This window comes from Candidatus Vondammii sp. HM_W22 (genome assembly GCF_022530855.2).
GTDB lineage: Bacteria > Pseudomonadota > Gammaproteobacteria > Chromatiales > Chromatiaceae > Vondammii.
Map to the genome: position 1 here is coordinate 1,116,385 of NZ_CP099567.1, position 14,408 is coordinate 1,130,792.

Genomic DNA, 14,408 nt, shown 5'->3' on the forward strand with positions numbered 1-14,408 from the left:
AATATTTCAGGGTCGACTAATTCGGTTGTTTCCGCACTCACGAAACAGGTTAAAAAACTTCCAGACAAGCTGGTACAGTCATTAACTTGGGATAGGGGGATGGAGCTTGCCGGTCACAAGAAATTTACTATGGCAACAGATGCAAAAATCTACTTTTGTGACCCACAAAGTCCATGGCAAAGAGGAACCAATGAAAATACAAATCGGCTATTGAGGCAGTACTTTCAGAAGAAAACAGACTTATCGATTTACTCTCAGGCACACTTAGATCGCGTGGTGAAAAAATTCAATCAACGATCGAGAAAAACATTGGACTTCGCTACTCCTGCAGATAAACTAAATGACGGTGTTGCATCGACCCCTTGAATCTACACTAAAGCCCTAAAGCCCGTTCGGTTAGAGCAGGCCATTAGCGGGAAAGAGGGTGTTTTGGCCCCGTTACTAAAGCAGCTCACCGAGGCTGCTCTTGACGCTGAGCTGGAAAGCTATATTGCTGATGATGTGGTGCCTAACCGCAAGAATGACAAGTCCCGCAAGACACTTAAAACAAGCGAGGGCCGTATTGACCTGAATACGCCCCGTGACCGGGCCGGTACATTTGAGCCCCAAATTATTAAGAAGCATAAAATCAGTGTCAGCGATGAGATTGAAACCAGGATCTTGTCGATGTATGGCCAGGACTTGAGTTATACTGATATCAGTGAACATGTCCATGATCTCTATGGCATCTCGGTCTCTACCGCAGCAATCAGTGCGATAACCGACAAAATAATCGATACTGTAAAAGCCTAGCAACGGCGTCCGCTGGATTCGCATTATCCCTTTGTTTGGCTGGACGCAATTCACTACAAAGTTCGGGCCCAAGGCCGCTACCAAAATCGCGCTGTTTATACCGTTCTTGGGCTGAATATTGAAGGCAAAAAGAAGTGCTGGGGTTATACCTGTCCGAAAGTGAGGGCGCTGATTTCTGGTTAGGCGTACTGAGTGATTTACAAAATTTGGAGGTGAACGATATCCTGATTGCTTCCGTGGACGGTCTGACAGGCTTTCCAGAAGCGATACAAACAATATTTACAGAGACTGAGGTTGTTTACCAAATATGCAACTCGCTACGCTACGTTGGCTCCAGGCTCCAGGCTCCAGGCTCCAGGCTCCAGGCTCCAGAAGGTATTTCTGGTTGGCCTTAGTGTGTTTACAAGGCGCTGAACAAGGAGGCAGCTGAATCAGCCCTCGACGATCTTGAGGAAGTCTGGGGCGATAAATACCCCATCGTGATTCAACCATGGCGCAAGAAGTGGGATAACTTATCCGTCTATTTTCGTTATCCCGAGGACATTCGTCGAGTTATTTATACGACATTTTGAACAGTCTCTTTTAAAACATTGGATCTTCCCCTAATCGAGAGAGTAAGTATCACCCAACCACTCCCTCAGGATAAAGATTCAGCCCTCCAAGGTGGGGTTCTGGGGACATTCCGTCCTAAAGTGACACTTATCGCTACAGCCCACGCCTCATAAGGCTTCTAGAGGTGCCTTAATTTTCAAAATCACTGCAATATCCCAATTATAGTAATATTCCGGCTTTTACGAGAAGCCTATGCCTTATAAAGAACGCCTGAGACCGTACTCCACGAAGCAGAAATTAACGATTTATATGGCGTTCCCAGCCTGTCACTGGAAGAAAAACGTATCAGTTTTACTCTGAATGATCTGGAGCAGGACGTTATTAAATCCATCAGGGATCGCAATCATAAATGCTATGCTATTGCTCTGCTGGGTTACTTTAAGATCAAGCCCATTCAGCTCAATCCGGCCTACAAGGAATTGAAAGCAGATCTCACCTTTATTGCTGAAGAATATTTCCCTAAATTTAAAGTCCCTCGCTTCAGTGTTAGCAATAAGCAGAAAACACGTATCTACGACAAGATTATAAACCTTCAGGGATTCAAAACATGGTGTGTGGAACAACATCAGGAACCTCTCATTACCTATTTGCAACAGGTTGCTAAATCCTGGATTGAGCCGCGCTTTTTATTTGATGCCTGCACCGAATACTTAGCTCGAAATCATACAGGAATCCCTAAATATACCGTGCTTCAGCGAATTATCAGTCAGGTAATCAAGCAGGAACGTAAGCGACTTTCTGATCTATTAAAGACAACCATATCAGATGAATTAGCTACTAACTTGGCTGAGTTAGTTGATGGAAAAGGTATGCTAACCGTTAAAGAACTTAAGCAGGCGGCGAAAAGTTTTAATGCTCCAGAATTGGAGAAAGAGTTGAACGTCAACAAGTTGATTCAGCCCTGGATGGATGAAGTTAATCAAGTGGCCTCTGCTCTATCACTATCGCAACAAAACCGACTGCACTATGCGGCGATGGTTGATTACTACTCTATAACCAAGCTTAAACGCTTCGACCGTGTCACGCAGCAGCTTTATTTACTTTGTTATCTTCAGGAGCGGGTACAAATCAATATTGAACGTTTGGCTGATGGGTTTATTTATCATGTCCGAAAGTTACGTGAAAAAGCTAAAGCGTATGCCAAGGAAATGGCCTATAAAGATTGGGATGGCGCGGTAGTAAATATTAGCAAAGCCGCTGAATTATTATACTTTTTTATTGACGACACCATTGATGACCATGTGTCATTTAGACAAATAAAACAACGGGTACAAGGCTTGCTTGGAGCACGGTAAATAGAATCACTGTGCTTGTATCTGAAGAAACAAAAACGCACGAAAAATGATTACATCTGGGAATTTTATGATAAGCAGCGTGAACTGATTCAGCACTTAATACGCCCCATTTTTTTATGCCTGACCTTTGAAGGATCAGACAATACACAGGCTTTATCTGCACAATTAAATAGAATGAAAAAAGAGTTGTTAGGTGCTGGTGAATTAGCATCGTCAGATCGACGATTGATTCCAGCCAAACACCAATTGTATGTTATCAATATTGATAACAACGTACTCTCTGAGCGTTACGAGTTGATGCTGTATTTATCAGCTCAAAATAATCTTGGTGGGAAACTCTTTATACCAACGGCTATCAAATATCGTGCATTACACGATGACCTTGTTGGAGATATCCCCTGGGCACAGAAAGACAAGCTACTTAAAGGTTCCATGCTAGATAGCATGAATACAGAGCCTGCCCAGCGGGTTAAATCGATGGAGAAAAAGATGAACGATAAGCTGCAACGGGTTGGCCAGCGCATTGATGAGGGCGACAATCGAAATGTGGTATTGCGTAATCGCTCAGGAAAAATTCAATGGAGGTTGCCGTATTCAGGCACAAAATCGGCTTTAAACAATCCCTTTTTCGATCGTATTAAACCGATTAACATTGCCGATGTATTACGCTTCGTTCATCAGGAAACAGGATTTTTAAAGCACTTTGAGCATGTTCGCCAGGTACAGTCCGGCAGAGTGATCATTTGAATGATTTACTGGCGGCTCTCATTGGCAATGGAACCTATTATGGCCTACACGGCATGGCCAGCATCTCTGATAGATCATATGATCATCTACGCACAGTACAGGCCAATTATTTGCGACCTGAAACGCTAAACTTCGGCAATGATGCAATTAACGATGCGACAGCGAAATTATCAATCTTCAAGCATTACAATATCCAAAAAGGACTCATTCATGCCAGTGCTGACGGGCAAAAATTCGAATCACGGTTAGAGACTTTTAAAACTCGCTATTCATCTAAATATTTTGGCACGAATAAAGGACTAACATCGATGAACTTGATTGCCAATCATGTAGCCTTGAATGCCCAGATTATTGGTTCCAATGAACATGAATCTCATTTTATTTTGGATCTGCTTCATAACAATACCTCGGAGATTAAGCCGGATATTTTGTCAACGGATACGCACGGCGTTAATCATGTTAACTTTGCTTTGCTGGACCTGTTTGGCTATATCTTTGCGCCGCGCTATGCTCAGTTTGGAACCGTGATATCAGATCTTTTTGATGTAAATGAGGGAGAAGACAATAAGGCAACGCTCTCATTAAAAAAGCCTATTAATATAGAATTAATTATCGATGAGTGGGATACGATACAGCGCATTATTATATCACTACAGCAGAAGACGATAACGCAGGCGACCCTTGTTAGAAAGCTTTCTGGCTATAGTCAAAACCACCCCTTGCTGAAAGCTTTAACTGAATATAATCGTATGCTCAAGGCCATGTACTTACTGGACTATATTGATGATGCCAGTTTAAGAACTTATGTACAGCGAGCCTTGAATCGTGGGGAAGCTTATCATCAATTACGGCGTGCCATTGCACATATGAATGGCAATCGTTTCCAGGGAAAATCAGACGATGAGATTGTCTTGTGGAATGAATGCGCGAGGCTATTAACCAACGCCATTATCTATTTTAATTCGCTGATACTGACGCGATTACTTGAGCATTTTGAGGGGGAAAGTGACGATAAGAAGTTGGAAATTATTAAGCAAGTTTCGCCAGTGGCTTGGCGTAACATCAATTTGAACGGAACTTACAGCTTTAGCTTTGAACAAAACCTACTAGATTTGGATGAAATTATGCAATCAATCGTGCAAAATGAAAATTAAGCCACCTCTGTAGGCCTTGTGGGGTATGGACTGTAGAGATAAGTGTCACTTTAGGACGGAATATCCCCAGAACCCCAAGGTGGAGGTAGATTGCATTGGCAAACAGCTCCTTGTTGCGGAAACTTCTGCTACGTATCTTGATCATCTTGATTCGGCTGTTGAGACCTTCTGCCGGACCATTACTTACTTCCAAAACAATAGCGTTCAATATTCCCCATAGGTGATCCTTGATTGTTCCAGCCATTTTTTGATTGGCTCCAGGCCACTGCGTACGGCCTATTGTCTATGACAACCACCGCTCCCAGCCTTTCCTTGCCCATGTCTTGAGAGTGACATGGCAAATTCTTTGATCGGCCAGGCGCGGGCAGTCACGTAGCGCTTTGAATCTCAATTTCTGTCTGCGCGTCATATTCTCCGGATTGTAGAGCCAGTGATACTGGCTGCCTTTAAGGTCCTCATAGCCATCAGCACTTTATGCTCTTGGCGACATGGAATTTATCGAAGGCAATCTTCTCTTCAGTCCTAGGCAGGCTTTTCAGTGTGGCATTGATAAAGGCTTAGCCATATATCCATAGAGACACTCTCTATCGCTTCTCGCTGCTCCTCTGTTAGACTTTTGTTCCATGCTTTGAGCGTGGCCTTTTTGCGGTCACTGCCCACGTGTAGCACTGTACCTGCATCCTGGTCTGATAAGACTGCTGCATAATTCCATCAATGGCATTCCAATTCAGCCCCATCAATCGGGAGACTGCCGAGATGGATGCCTCTTTCAACCAGTCGATCACTAGCGCCTCAAACATTGCAGTAAACCCAGAGCCCGGTTCCGCCCAGGGAACTGATACGGTGACCACCCCATGTTCTTCACATTTCATCCTGGGCACATCTGTTACCAGAATAGTTTTGTACTGGCAGGTATCTAGGTGCCGCCAGCGGCGCTTGCGTGAGTCATAGCCAAGTGAGATCTGCCCACAGGTTGAACAACACTGCTTGGCACCTGCCTCCTGCTCAACCTGTACCGTTACCTCTCCCTCTGACAGAGCCAACTCTATAACTGCTAACCTGCCAAGGGCTCTGATACCCAAGACTTGGGCGTTATCTCTCATAGGGGGGGTAATCTACCCACTCAATTAGGGGAAGAGCCAAAACATTTTTTCAGACGTTTGCCGGTTTTCGGGTCGCTTAATGTGCTCTGGTGGGCAATTTTTATCGCTACGTCAGTGTCGGAAAAGAGGGCGTTGGCCAGATAAACAGAAGCAGTAGCACTTCTTCCCTATGAGTTTTCGAGGTTATGGAATATTACCAATATTTATACGCGTGATGAGCTCGATGGTATAGTTCCTGATTATTTTTTCTGTTTGCACTCCTCACACCGTAGCAAAAATTGGTAAGTGCTTTTTGGCATGGGTACTCTTGCTTCGGAAAGATAAGTGATTAGGGCCGTTCCTTCTCTGATCAGCTTCACGCCTTTACGAATTAGATGTTGTTCGGCGGGTGACTTATCAACGAGTATATCCGGTTCAAACTCTTCCAGTTTTTCGCGGGTGGAGACGAATGCGGGCCACACATCAAAAAAAGAGCGGTCACTTTTCATTGTTTCAATCTGGAGCTTTGCCGCCTGAGAGTATGTCTGGAAAAGTTGCGGGATCTGTTTGAATATCGAGTTCTCTCCAAAACAGGCCGTCATCTGCTCTGAAATAAGATCTATGTCACGCATGGTTTGAGCTATTTTTCGATACCGCGAGTCAAACAGGCGTCCAATTGGCTGACTGAATGCCTTGAAGGGTTCTCCCCAAAGTTCGTCTATACCCTCTTGCCCGCTGTAATGCTTTACATATTTACCCAGTTCCAGGGCTTCTTTAAAGCAGTTTGAACATTGTTGCATCAATTTATTGCTGTGGCTGATAGCTACGCCTTTTGCCTCAAGATCAACAATCGCAGTAAAAATGTCTGTTGCCCGGTTGAATAGGGCACCGGCGAGCATAGCACCGTTGATCCTTTTTTGGCTGAGGTCCTTCTCTTTGTCAAAGGCGCGACGAGCCTCTTCAAGGTGTTCTCCCGGTGTATTGATGCCGGTTTCGGTATGGTGGAATGCACGGCGCGTCAGGCTGTCGATCAGCACCTTGCGGTTGGCCAGTGTGTCGATTGACTCTGGATAGTAGCGAATCCAATAGCCATCGTAGTAGACGCACTCTTTACCGTCAAAATTCTGCCGGGTGCCATTTTCAAGTTGATTATTCATTGTGATTATACAGGGTAGATCCAAGTTGTAAATGCAACTCTAGTTTGACGAATAGAGGGAAAGCTGCGGCAGCATCAAGGCGTTCTCTATCCGGCAAGAAAGAGGAGCACCATGAGATGCGCACAGCTCACCTAAGAAGAACGATACCAGATTTCCGTCCTATTGAAAGCAGGGCACAATCGAACTGAGATAGCCATGCTTCATGGTCCAGCGTATTGCAACACCCTTCTGGCGGCGTTTGTTATCACTCCATGCCTCAGGGCTATCCCCGGCTTTGACCTGCCTATTTTCCTCTCGCGTATATACGTTGCTTGGGTACTGGGACGAAGGCATCTACAATCTGTTCCTTGCGAACACTGAAGCCTGCTACATCACAAGGCCCGGTTCTTTCAGGCACTCACGATACACCCAAACCGCTTTGGTATCGGGTACCTTACCCTCCCCGGACTCAGCCAAAGAAAACGACAAAAGCTATAGCGATCCCGTATTTGGAACTCTGCTTGATCATCGTTCAGATTGAGCAAATGCTGTAGGGCCAACACCTTGAACACCAGTACCGTATCGTAAGGTGGACGCTCACCTTTGCTGGGACCACTGTTTCTATAAATTGAGCCCAGTAACCGCCCGAAAAGCCTCCTGGTCTACGGTCCTTTCCAGACTTGGCAGCGGGTCTCCTTGTTGCTCAAGAAGTTCAAATCGCTCCTGACGATCAAAAAAACTTGGCTGCATGGCTGTTATCAATGGTTGGTTGAGTTGGTTACTATGTATCATTGATTTTGTGAGGATTCTTTAGAGGTTCCCTTAAGTCGTTGTCTTCCTTTTCCGATCAGGCCCACACCATGACTTCAGATAACGGGAATAGAGTTTGTTGGCCACAAAAATATAGCCGCACAAACTCAATGTGCAGATTTTACTTTGCACATACTTATGCTTCCTGGGAACGTGGCTTGAATGAAAATACCAATGGACTCATTCGCCAGTATTTCCCTAAGGGCAGTGGCTTCACAGCCATTACCCAGAAGGAGATCAACCCGGTAATGGATAAACTCAACAACAGACTAAGGAAATGTCTTGGCATGAAAACACCTAATCATGTATTTCTAGAAACCAACCCACCTGTTGCACTTGCGAGTTGAATCCGCGACCGTAAAACAGACGGATAGCGGTCTACTGCAATCGCCTGCTTCCCCATCTTTGTGACGGACACCGGATAGAAGAGTGAACAGGAAAAGGTTAGACTCCATCCATGGAGATGCCCTCAGCAGATATGAATTGGTTTGCCGAAACTTTTAGTAAAATCTGCCTCGAAATCAAAGATGCTTGGGAGGCCTTTGGCACAGAAAAACTGAGTAATGATCCTGCACCGGACCAACTGTGTGGTGCGATGGAGCAGCTGATTGAATTACTCTACCGTTATGAAAATAGTCAGCAACAGGTTCAGCCGGTCACTGAAGAGCCGATTCCCGAAGGGGTTAATATCAGCGAGCTGGGTAGTTATGGATTTTCAATACTTGAGAACTTTGCCCAGATGACAGATGACCTTGGCCTGAAAACAGCGGAGTATCCCTGGGAACAGCTCTCCGTCTCTCTGGCGCTCTGGATGGCTCGCCAGGGAGCTGAACTCTACAATCTGGGCCTGACGATCAATGGTTTTGCCTCCATCGCCAATCAGACTCTCGATACCCGGCAGCTGGAGCAGCTCTACCTCGCCATGGGAGAAGTACTGGACGCTGCCTCGCCCGTTGTCAAAGAAGAGGCTATAACCGCCGATATGCAACACCCATGGCGACTCCTGGTATTCAACCGTGCCATTGTAGCGACCCGTACCCTCTCACCACAGCTGATGAAGAAGGCATTTTCCGCCGTTACTGAATATCTGCCGGACGATGCCCCGGATTTTTTTCGCCAAGGGCATGGAACAGGTGGACCTGCAAAATTATCCGGACCCTGTTCGCTCTGACTGAATACTATCACCAGACATGGCTTGTTAAACGAACCCTACACTAGTAGCCTAATTATGAAATTTATTACCGATCTGTTTCCTGTCATTCTATTTTTTATCGCCTACCAACTCTATGGTATCTACACGGCGACTGCCGTAGCTATTGCCGCCTCCTTCGTTCAGGTTGCCCTGGGCTGGATCCGACACCGCCAAGTGCCAAAGATGCACTGGATCACGCTGGGACTCCTGGTGGTGTTCGGCGGTTTGACATTGATCCTGCGAGACCCGCTTTTTATCAAATGGAAGCCAACCGTGGTCAACTGGCTATTCGGAATAGTCTTCCTTGGCAGCCAATTCATTGGCGAGCGCCCGCTGGTAGAACGTATGATGAGTCAGAGCGTCTCCCTCCCCGCCAATATCTGGCGACGGCTAAATATCGCCTGGGTTCTCTTTTTCTTTCTGATGGGTATTGTCAATATCTACGTTGCTTACAATTATTCTGAAGAGACTTGGGTCAATTTCAAACTCTTTGGTCTGATGGGTATGACGATTGTCTTCGTAATACTGCAGGCCTTTTATCTGGCCCGTTTTATGACCGATCAGGACCAGGATTCAACACCGGAGGAGAGCTGAATGTTTTACGCAATCATGGGAATAGACCGGGATGACAGCCTTGAAGCACGTATGCAGGCAAGGTCCGAACACATGGACCGCCTTAACAAACTGTTGCATGAAGGGCGCCTGCTACTGGCAGGCCCGCATCCGGCTATAGATAGTGAAGATCCGGGCCCCGCCGGTTTTAGTGGCAGCCTGATTATTGCAGATTTCCCCAGCCTGGAGGCAGCCAGAGAGTGGGCTGAGGAGGATCCATACATCCTGACAGGCGTCTTCTCCAGTGTTAGTGTGAAGCCCTTCAAGAAAACCTTACCCTGACCTTCTACTCAGCGTTGACAGAATAATCACCCCACCTATTATCGGCTACCGACGAACCGTCAACTGACTCAATAGGGAACCTCTAAAAAATCGACGAAGGCCAATAGATCTCTAGCAAATCAGAAGAGCCCGGTGCCACTCATTGGCATGAGTCCTAATCTTGGGCTGATGGCGTTCATTGGCAAACCTAGGCCTGCTTAGGACGATAGCCTCTAAGGACTCCTATTGCGCCTGATCTCACGACTAATGGTCGATTTGTGACGTCCCAATATCACGGCTACATCAGTTTGATTGCGCCTGCTTTCAACAAGGCGGAAATCTGGTATTGTTCTCCTCTCCACTAGGTGAGCTGTGTGTATCTCATGGTGCTCCTCTTTTCTTGCCGGATAGAGAACGCCTTGATGCTGCCGCAGCTTCCCCTCTATTCATCAAACAGAGTTGCACTTACAACTTAGAATCTACTGGTTATAATAATTCCGATGTCTTCAGCATATGATCTTCACACGCATTCCACTGCTTCCGATGGAACACTCTCGCCCCGTGCATTGGTGCGGAGGGCGGTTGCCGTCGGTGTTCAGGTATTGGCGCTCACAGATCACGATACAACCGAAGGTATTGCAGAAGCGGCCGCCGAAGCGAAGGATACGGGGCTTACCCTGATACCTGGAATTGAACTCTCCGTCACCTGGAATGCTCAAGTCGTTCATATTGTCGGACTGGGGATAGATCCTGAAAACCCTGAACTGCAGAATGGGCTCCGTGCACTACGGGAATTTCGTGCCTGGCGTGCAGAAGAGATAGGACGCAGGCTGGAGAAGGCGGGAATTTCCGGTGCCTTTGAGGGAGCCAGAGAACGCTCGAATGGGGAGTTGATCAGCCGTACTCATTTTGCCCGGTTTCTGTTTGATGCCGGGCATGCGCCCGATACACGCAAGGTATTCAAACGGTTTCTGACTCAGGGCAAACCCGGACATGTGGCCGGATGCTGGGCAGATCTGAGTGATGCGGTGGCCTGGATCATCGCTGCCGGTGGTCAGGCTGTGATTGCACATCCTGCGCGCTACCGTATGACCCGGACCAAGCTTCGGCGTCTGATAGGGGAGTTTGTTGAGGTGGGCGGCAATGTGTTGGAGGTAGTCTCCGGTAGTCATAGCAAAGATGAGAATTTCACTATGGCACGCCATGCACGTGAATTTGATCTGTTGGGGTCGATTGGTTCAGACTACCACGGCCCAGAGAGCCAGTGGATAGACGTCGGTAGGATATCGCCATTGCCCGACGGTGTGGCGCCTGTCTGGCAGAATTGGCCGACAGCCGCCTGATTTAACTCAGTTTACAGAGTATCCAATGGCCCAGCTTTTTCAAATTCACCCGGATAACCCCCAAGCTCGTCTGATCCGAAACGCAGTTGATATCATCCGTCAGGGTGGCTTGGTGATCTATCCCACAGATTCTAGCTATGCCCTTGGGTGTCACATCGGTGACAAAGGTGCAATGGAGCGTATCCGGCGGATTCGAAAGCTGGACGACAAACACAACTTTACCCTTGTCTGTCGTGATCTTTCAGAGATATCCACTTATGCCAAAGTCGGCAATCAACAGTACCGTCTGCTGAAAACCCTGACTCCTGGGCCCTACACCTTCATTCATAAGGCAACCAAACAGGTGCCAAAACGTCTCCAGCACCCAAAACGGAAAACTATTGGCATTCGTGTTCCCGACAATCCCATTACCCAGGCACTGCTGGATGAGCTGGGAGAGCCATTGATGAGCTCAACCCTGATCATGCCGGGTGATGATATGCCAATGACCGATCCGTATGAGATGAGGGATATCCTGGGGCATTCGGTGGATTTGATCATCGATGGCGGTTACTGCGGGTTTGAAGCCACCACCGTGGTTGGTATGGAAGAGGATACGCCAGTGCTCTTCAGGGTGGGGAAGGGCGATGTTTCGCTATTCGAGGAGTGAAGCACACCGCTTCTCAGGTATAATCGCCCGATGGAAATATTAAACACGATTCAGAAAGTGGCGATTCTTGCCCTGCCAGTGCTTTTTGCCATTACCGTCCATGAGGCCGCTCATGGCTGGATGGCCAAGCGCCATGGCGATAAAACGGCGCTCATGCTGGGCCGGGTGACACTCAACCCAATCAAACATATCGACCCGGTGGGGACCATTTTGGTGCCCCTGGTGACGTTTCTTATGAGTGGATTTCTTTTCGGTTGGGCCAAACCGGTTCCGGTGAACTGGCGTAATCTGAAAAATCCAAGACGGGATATGGCCCTGGTTGCACTGGCCGGTCCTGGCGCTAACCTGCTGATGGCGCTGGGCTGGGCTTTGATTATTAAACTTGGGGTGGTGATACTGCCTCTGTCAGAATGGCTTGCGTTGCCCTTAATCTACATGGGCGGGGCTGGCGTACTGTTCAACGCCTTGCTTATGGTTCTCAACCTGACGCCGATATTGCCGTTGGATGGTGGCAGGGTGCTGAATGCCGTTTTGCCGCCACGGGCCGCATACCAGTTCTCCAGGCTGGAACCTTACGGCATGTTCATTATCGTGGGTCTGCTGGTAAGCGGGATTTTGGGCAAGTTTCTCTGGCCCCTGATCCTGTTTGTCATTAACATCTTGCCTGCTTCCAATATTGTCAAAGAACTCTATTTTTAGTATTTCGAGGGGATTATCTTGAACTCTGTTTCTGCACAGCACGCCCGTGTTCTTTCTGGTATGCGACCTACAGGTCGTCTTCATCTTGGACACTACCACGGTGTACTGAAAAACTGGGTTGAACTTCAGCATGAGTACGAGTGCTTTTTTTTCGTTGCCGACTGGCACGCACTGACCACCCATTACGAAGATCCAACGATTATTCCCGACAGTGTCTGGGATATGGTGATCGACTGGCTTGCTGCCGGGGTCAACCACGGCGAGGCAAAGCTGTTTATCCAGTCTCAGGTGCCGGAGCATGCCGAATTTCATCTCCTTCTCTCTATGATCACTCCCCTGGGCTGGCTGGAGCGGGTGCCGAGCTATAAAGACCAGCAGGAGAAGCTGAAAGAGAAGGATCTTGCCACTTATGGTTTCCTCGGTTATCCGTTGCTCCAGGCAGCCGATATACTCATTTATAAGGCGGGTCTGGTACCGGTGGGCGAGGATCAGGTGGCTCACGTGGAGCTGACCCGGGAGGTGGCTCGTCGGTTCAACCATATCTATGGTCGTGAGAAGGGCTTTGAGGCGATGGCTGAGCAGGCGAAGAAAAAGATGGGAAAGAAGAGCGCCAAGCTCTATACCCGCTACCGGAAGGCCTATCAGGAACAGGGTGATCTGGAAGCGCTGAATGCAGCTCGTGCGTTGCTGGAGAGCCAGCAGAATATTACAATTAATGATCGCGAACGCCTGTTTGGTTATCTCGAAGGTGGCGGGCGGATTATTCTGCCTGAACCTCAGCCTCTGCTGACAAAAGCCTCCAAAATGCCCGGGCTGGATGGGCAGAAAATGTCCAAATCCTATGGCAATACCATTGCTTTGAGAGATGAACCAGCGGTGATAGAGAAGGCGTTACGGACCATGCCGACCGATACCAACCGTGTGCGCAGGACCGACTCGGGTGATCCCGCACTCTGCCCGGTCTGGCAGTTTCACCTCATCTACTCTGATGATGAGGTGAAGAGTTGGGTACAGGAAGGGTGCCGGTCTGCCGGTATCGGTTGTGTTGAATGCAAGCAGCCGGTAATCGATGCTGTTCTGAGCGAGCTGAAACCGATTCAGGAGCGGGCACGGGAATTTGAGGAGCAGCCTGAGCTGGTGCGCAACATTATCGCTGAGGGTTGTGAAGAGGCACGGGATGTGGCCCAGGAGACGATGGCAGAAGTACGTCATGCCATGTGTTTGAACTACAGATGACCGAATTGGGGCAGACAGCGCAGAAAACTGAGCATCCTGAGCAGGAGGAGATGCCTTTTGCCATTGTTCAGGGCGAGGCATGGAGTTCTGTGCCGAAGGACCTCTATATTCCACCAGATGCACTGGAGGTATTTCTAGATGCTTTTGAAGGCCCGCTTGATCTGCTGCTCTACCTGATAAAGCGCCAGAATCTGGATATCCTGGAGATCCCCATTGCTGCGATTAAGGACCTGCGGCTTGAGCTTGCAGCCGAATATCTGGTGATGGCCGCCATGCTGGCCGAGATCAAATCCAGAATGCTGCTGCCGAGGCAGAGTGAGCTGGAAGAGGAGGAGGGTGATCCCCGGGCAGAGTTGATCAGGCGCCTGCAGGAGTATGAACGCTACAAGCAGGCCGCTGAGGATATTGATGCTTTGCCAAGGTTGGGGCGCGATCTGTTTCAAGCAGAAGTCGACGCACCTGATAAAACCCACGAACGACGGCCACCCGATGTCGAGTTGCGGGAGATTATGAGTGCCCTGAAAGATGTGCTGCACCGGGCTGATATGTTTACCCATCATCATATTCAGCGGGAAGCCCTGTCAGTTCGAGAGCGGATGTCCCGTGTCCTGGAGGCGCTTGATAGTGAGACGTTTACTGAATTCACCCAGCTGTTTAATGTTGAAGAGGGCAGGATGGGGGTAGTGGTCACCTTTCTTTCCATTCTGGAGCTGATTAAAGAGTCCCTGATTGAGATGATTCAGGCAGAAGCTTACGGGCCGATTCACGTCAAAGCGGTAGCAAGCTGA

Annotated in this window: 15 protein-coding genes and 5 pseudogenes; 12 read left to right on the top strand and 8 right to left on the bottom strand. The window is 48.2% G+C overall.

The window, feature by feature from the left end; genetic code table 11:
* Positions 1-15 precede the first annotated feature (15 nt).
* From MN084_RS06335 to MN084_RS06345, 3 pseudogenes are all read left to right on the top strand, one after another.
* Positions 16-366: pseudogene (locus tag MN084_RS06335) on the top strand (IS30 family transposase); the annotation flags it as partial.
* Positions 367-1,358, top strand: a pseudogene (locus MN084_RS06340) (IS256 family transposase); the annotation flags it as partial.
* A 238-nt stretch (positions 1,359-1,596) separates the two neighbouring features.
* Positions 1,597-4,600 (top strand): annotated as a pseudogene (locus MN084_RS06345) (Tn3 family transposase).
* On the opposite strand, the gene MN084_RS06350 reads toward MN084_RS06345, so the two are convergent.
* The 7 genes from MN084_RS06350 to MN084_RS06380 all read right to left on the bottom strand — a co-directional run bounded on the left by MN084_RS06350 (position 4,569) and on the right by MN084_RS06380 (position 7,568).
* A complete protein-coding gene (locus MN084_RS06350) occupies positions 4,569-4,844 on the bottom strand; it encodes a transposase (protein ID WP_241086772.1) in 276 nt (91 codons plus the stop codon). The pseudogene MN084_RS06345 and the gene MN084_RS06350 overlap by 32 nt on opposite strands.
* A 278-nt stretch (positions 4,845-5,122) precedes the next feature.
* Entirely contained in the window at positions 5,123-5,269 is a 147-nt protein-coding gene (locus MN084_RS06355; RefSeq protein ID WP_330178432.1) for a transposase, read from the bottom strand.
* On the bottom strand, positions 5,209-5,643 hold the full coding sequence (locus MN084_RS06360; RefSeq protein WP_241086770.1) for a helix-turn-helix domain-containing protein: 435 nt from the start codon (positions 5,641-5,643) through the stop codon (positions 5,209-5,211). Before MN084_RS06360 ends, MN084_RS06355 begins: the two co-directional genes overlap by 61 nt.
* 299 nt (positions 5,644-5,942) lie before the next feature.
* On the bottom strand, positions 5,943-6,839 hold the full coding sequence (locus MN084_RS06365) for a hypothetical protein (RefSeq protein ID WP_241086769.1): 897 nt from the start codon (positions 6,837-6,839) through the stop codon (positions 5,943-5,945).
* Between the two features lie 159 nt (positions 6,840-6,998).
* On the bottom strand, positions 6,999-7,172 hold the full coding sequence (locus MN084_RS06370; RefSeq protein WP_241086768.1) for a hypothetical protein: 174 nt from the start codon (positions 7,170-7,172) through the stop codon (positions 6,999-7,001).
* A gap of 56 nt (positions 7,173-7,228) precedes the next feature.
* Entirely contained in the window at positions 7,229-7,390 is a 162-nt protein-coding gene (locus MN084_RS06375; protein ID WP_330178433.1) for a transposase, read from the bottom strand.
* A gap of 49 nt (positions 7,391-7,439) precedes the next feature.
* Positions 7,440-7,568 carry a hypothetical protein gene (locus tag MN084_RS06380; protein WP_277400400.1) on the bottom strand — a complete coding sequence of 43 codons (129 nt, stop codon included), beginning with the start codon at positions 7,566-7,568 and terminating at the stop codon, positions 7,440-7,442.
* Between the two features lie 71 nt (positions 7,569-7,639).
* Here MN084_RS06380 and MN084_RS06385 point away from each other — a divergent pair.
* From MN084_RS06385 to MN084_RS06400, 4 genes and pseudogenes are all read left to right on the top strand, one after another.
* Positions 7,640-7,975, top strand: a pseudogene (locus MN084_RS06385) (IS30 family transposase); the annotation flags it as partial.
* 131 nt (positions 7,976-8,106) lie between these two features.
* Positions 8,107-8,799 carry a hypothetical protein gene (locus MN084_RS06390; protein ID WP_330178434.1) on the top strand — a complete coding sequence of 231 codons (693 nt, stop codon included), beginning with the start codon at positions 8,107-8,109 and terminating at the stop codon, positions 8,797-8,799.
* Positions 8,800-8,856: 57 nt separating this feature from the next.
* Positions 8,857-9,414, top strand: a complete 558-nt coding sequence (locus MN084_RS06395) for a septation protein A (RefSeq protein ID WP_241086764.1) — start codon at positions 8,857-8,859, stop codon at positions 9,412-9,414.
* On the top strand, positions 9,415-9,714 hold the full coding sequence (locus tag MN084_RS06400; protein WP_241086763.1) for a YciI family protein: 300 nt from the start codon (positions 9,415-9,417) through the stop codon (positions 9,712-9,714).
* Positions 9,715-9,904: 190 nt separating this feature from the next.
* On the opposite strand, the pseudogene MN084_RS06405 reads toward MN084_RS06400, so the two are convergent.
* Positions 9,905-10,033: pseudogene (locus tag MN084_RS06405) on the bottom strand (helix-turn-helix domain-containing protein); the annotation flags it as partial.
* 160 nt (positions 10,034-10,193) lie between these two features.
* Between MN084_RS06405 and MN084_RS06410 the strand changes: the two are divergent.
* Genes MN084_RS06410 through MN084_RS06430 form a run of 5 tightly spaced genes read left to right on the top strand, consistent with a single transcriptional unit; the run spans position 10,194 to position 14,408 of the window.
* Complete coding sequence (locus tag MN084_RS06410) at positions 10,194-11,036, top strand: PHP domain-containing protein (protein ID WP_241086761.1); 843 nt, start codon at positions 10,194-10,196, stop codon at positions 11,034-11,036.
* 25 nt (positions 11,037-11,061) lie between these two features.
* Positions 11,062-11,685, top strand: coding sequence for an L-threonylcarbamoyladenylate synthase (locus MN084_RS06415; protein WP_241086760.1), 624 nt, complete (start codon positions 11,062-11,064; stop codon positions 11,683-11,685).
* Between the two features lie 30 nt (positions 11,686-11,715).
* A complete protein-coding gene (locus tag MN084_RS06420; RefSeq protein WP_241086759.1) occupies positions 11,716-12,384 on the top strand; it encodes a site-2 protease family protein in 669 nt (222 codons plus the stop codon).
* An 18-nt stretch (positions 12,385-12,402) separates the two neighbouring features.
* Entirely contained in the window at positions 12,403-13,620 is a 1,218-nt protein-coding gene (locus MN084_RS06425; protein WP_241086758.1) for a tryptophan--tRNA ligase, read from the top strand.
* A complete protein-coding gene (locus tag MN084_RS06430) occupies positions 13,617-14,408 on the top strand; it encodes a segregation and condensation protein A (protein ID WP_241087148.1) in 792 nt (263 codons plus the stop codon). Before MN084_RS06425 ends, MN084_RS06430 begins: the two co-directional genes overlap by 4 nt.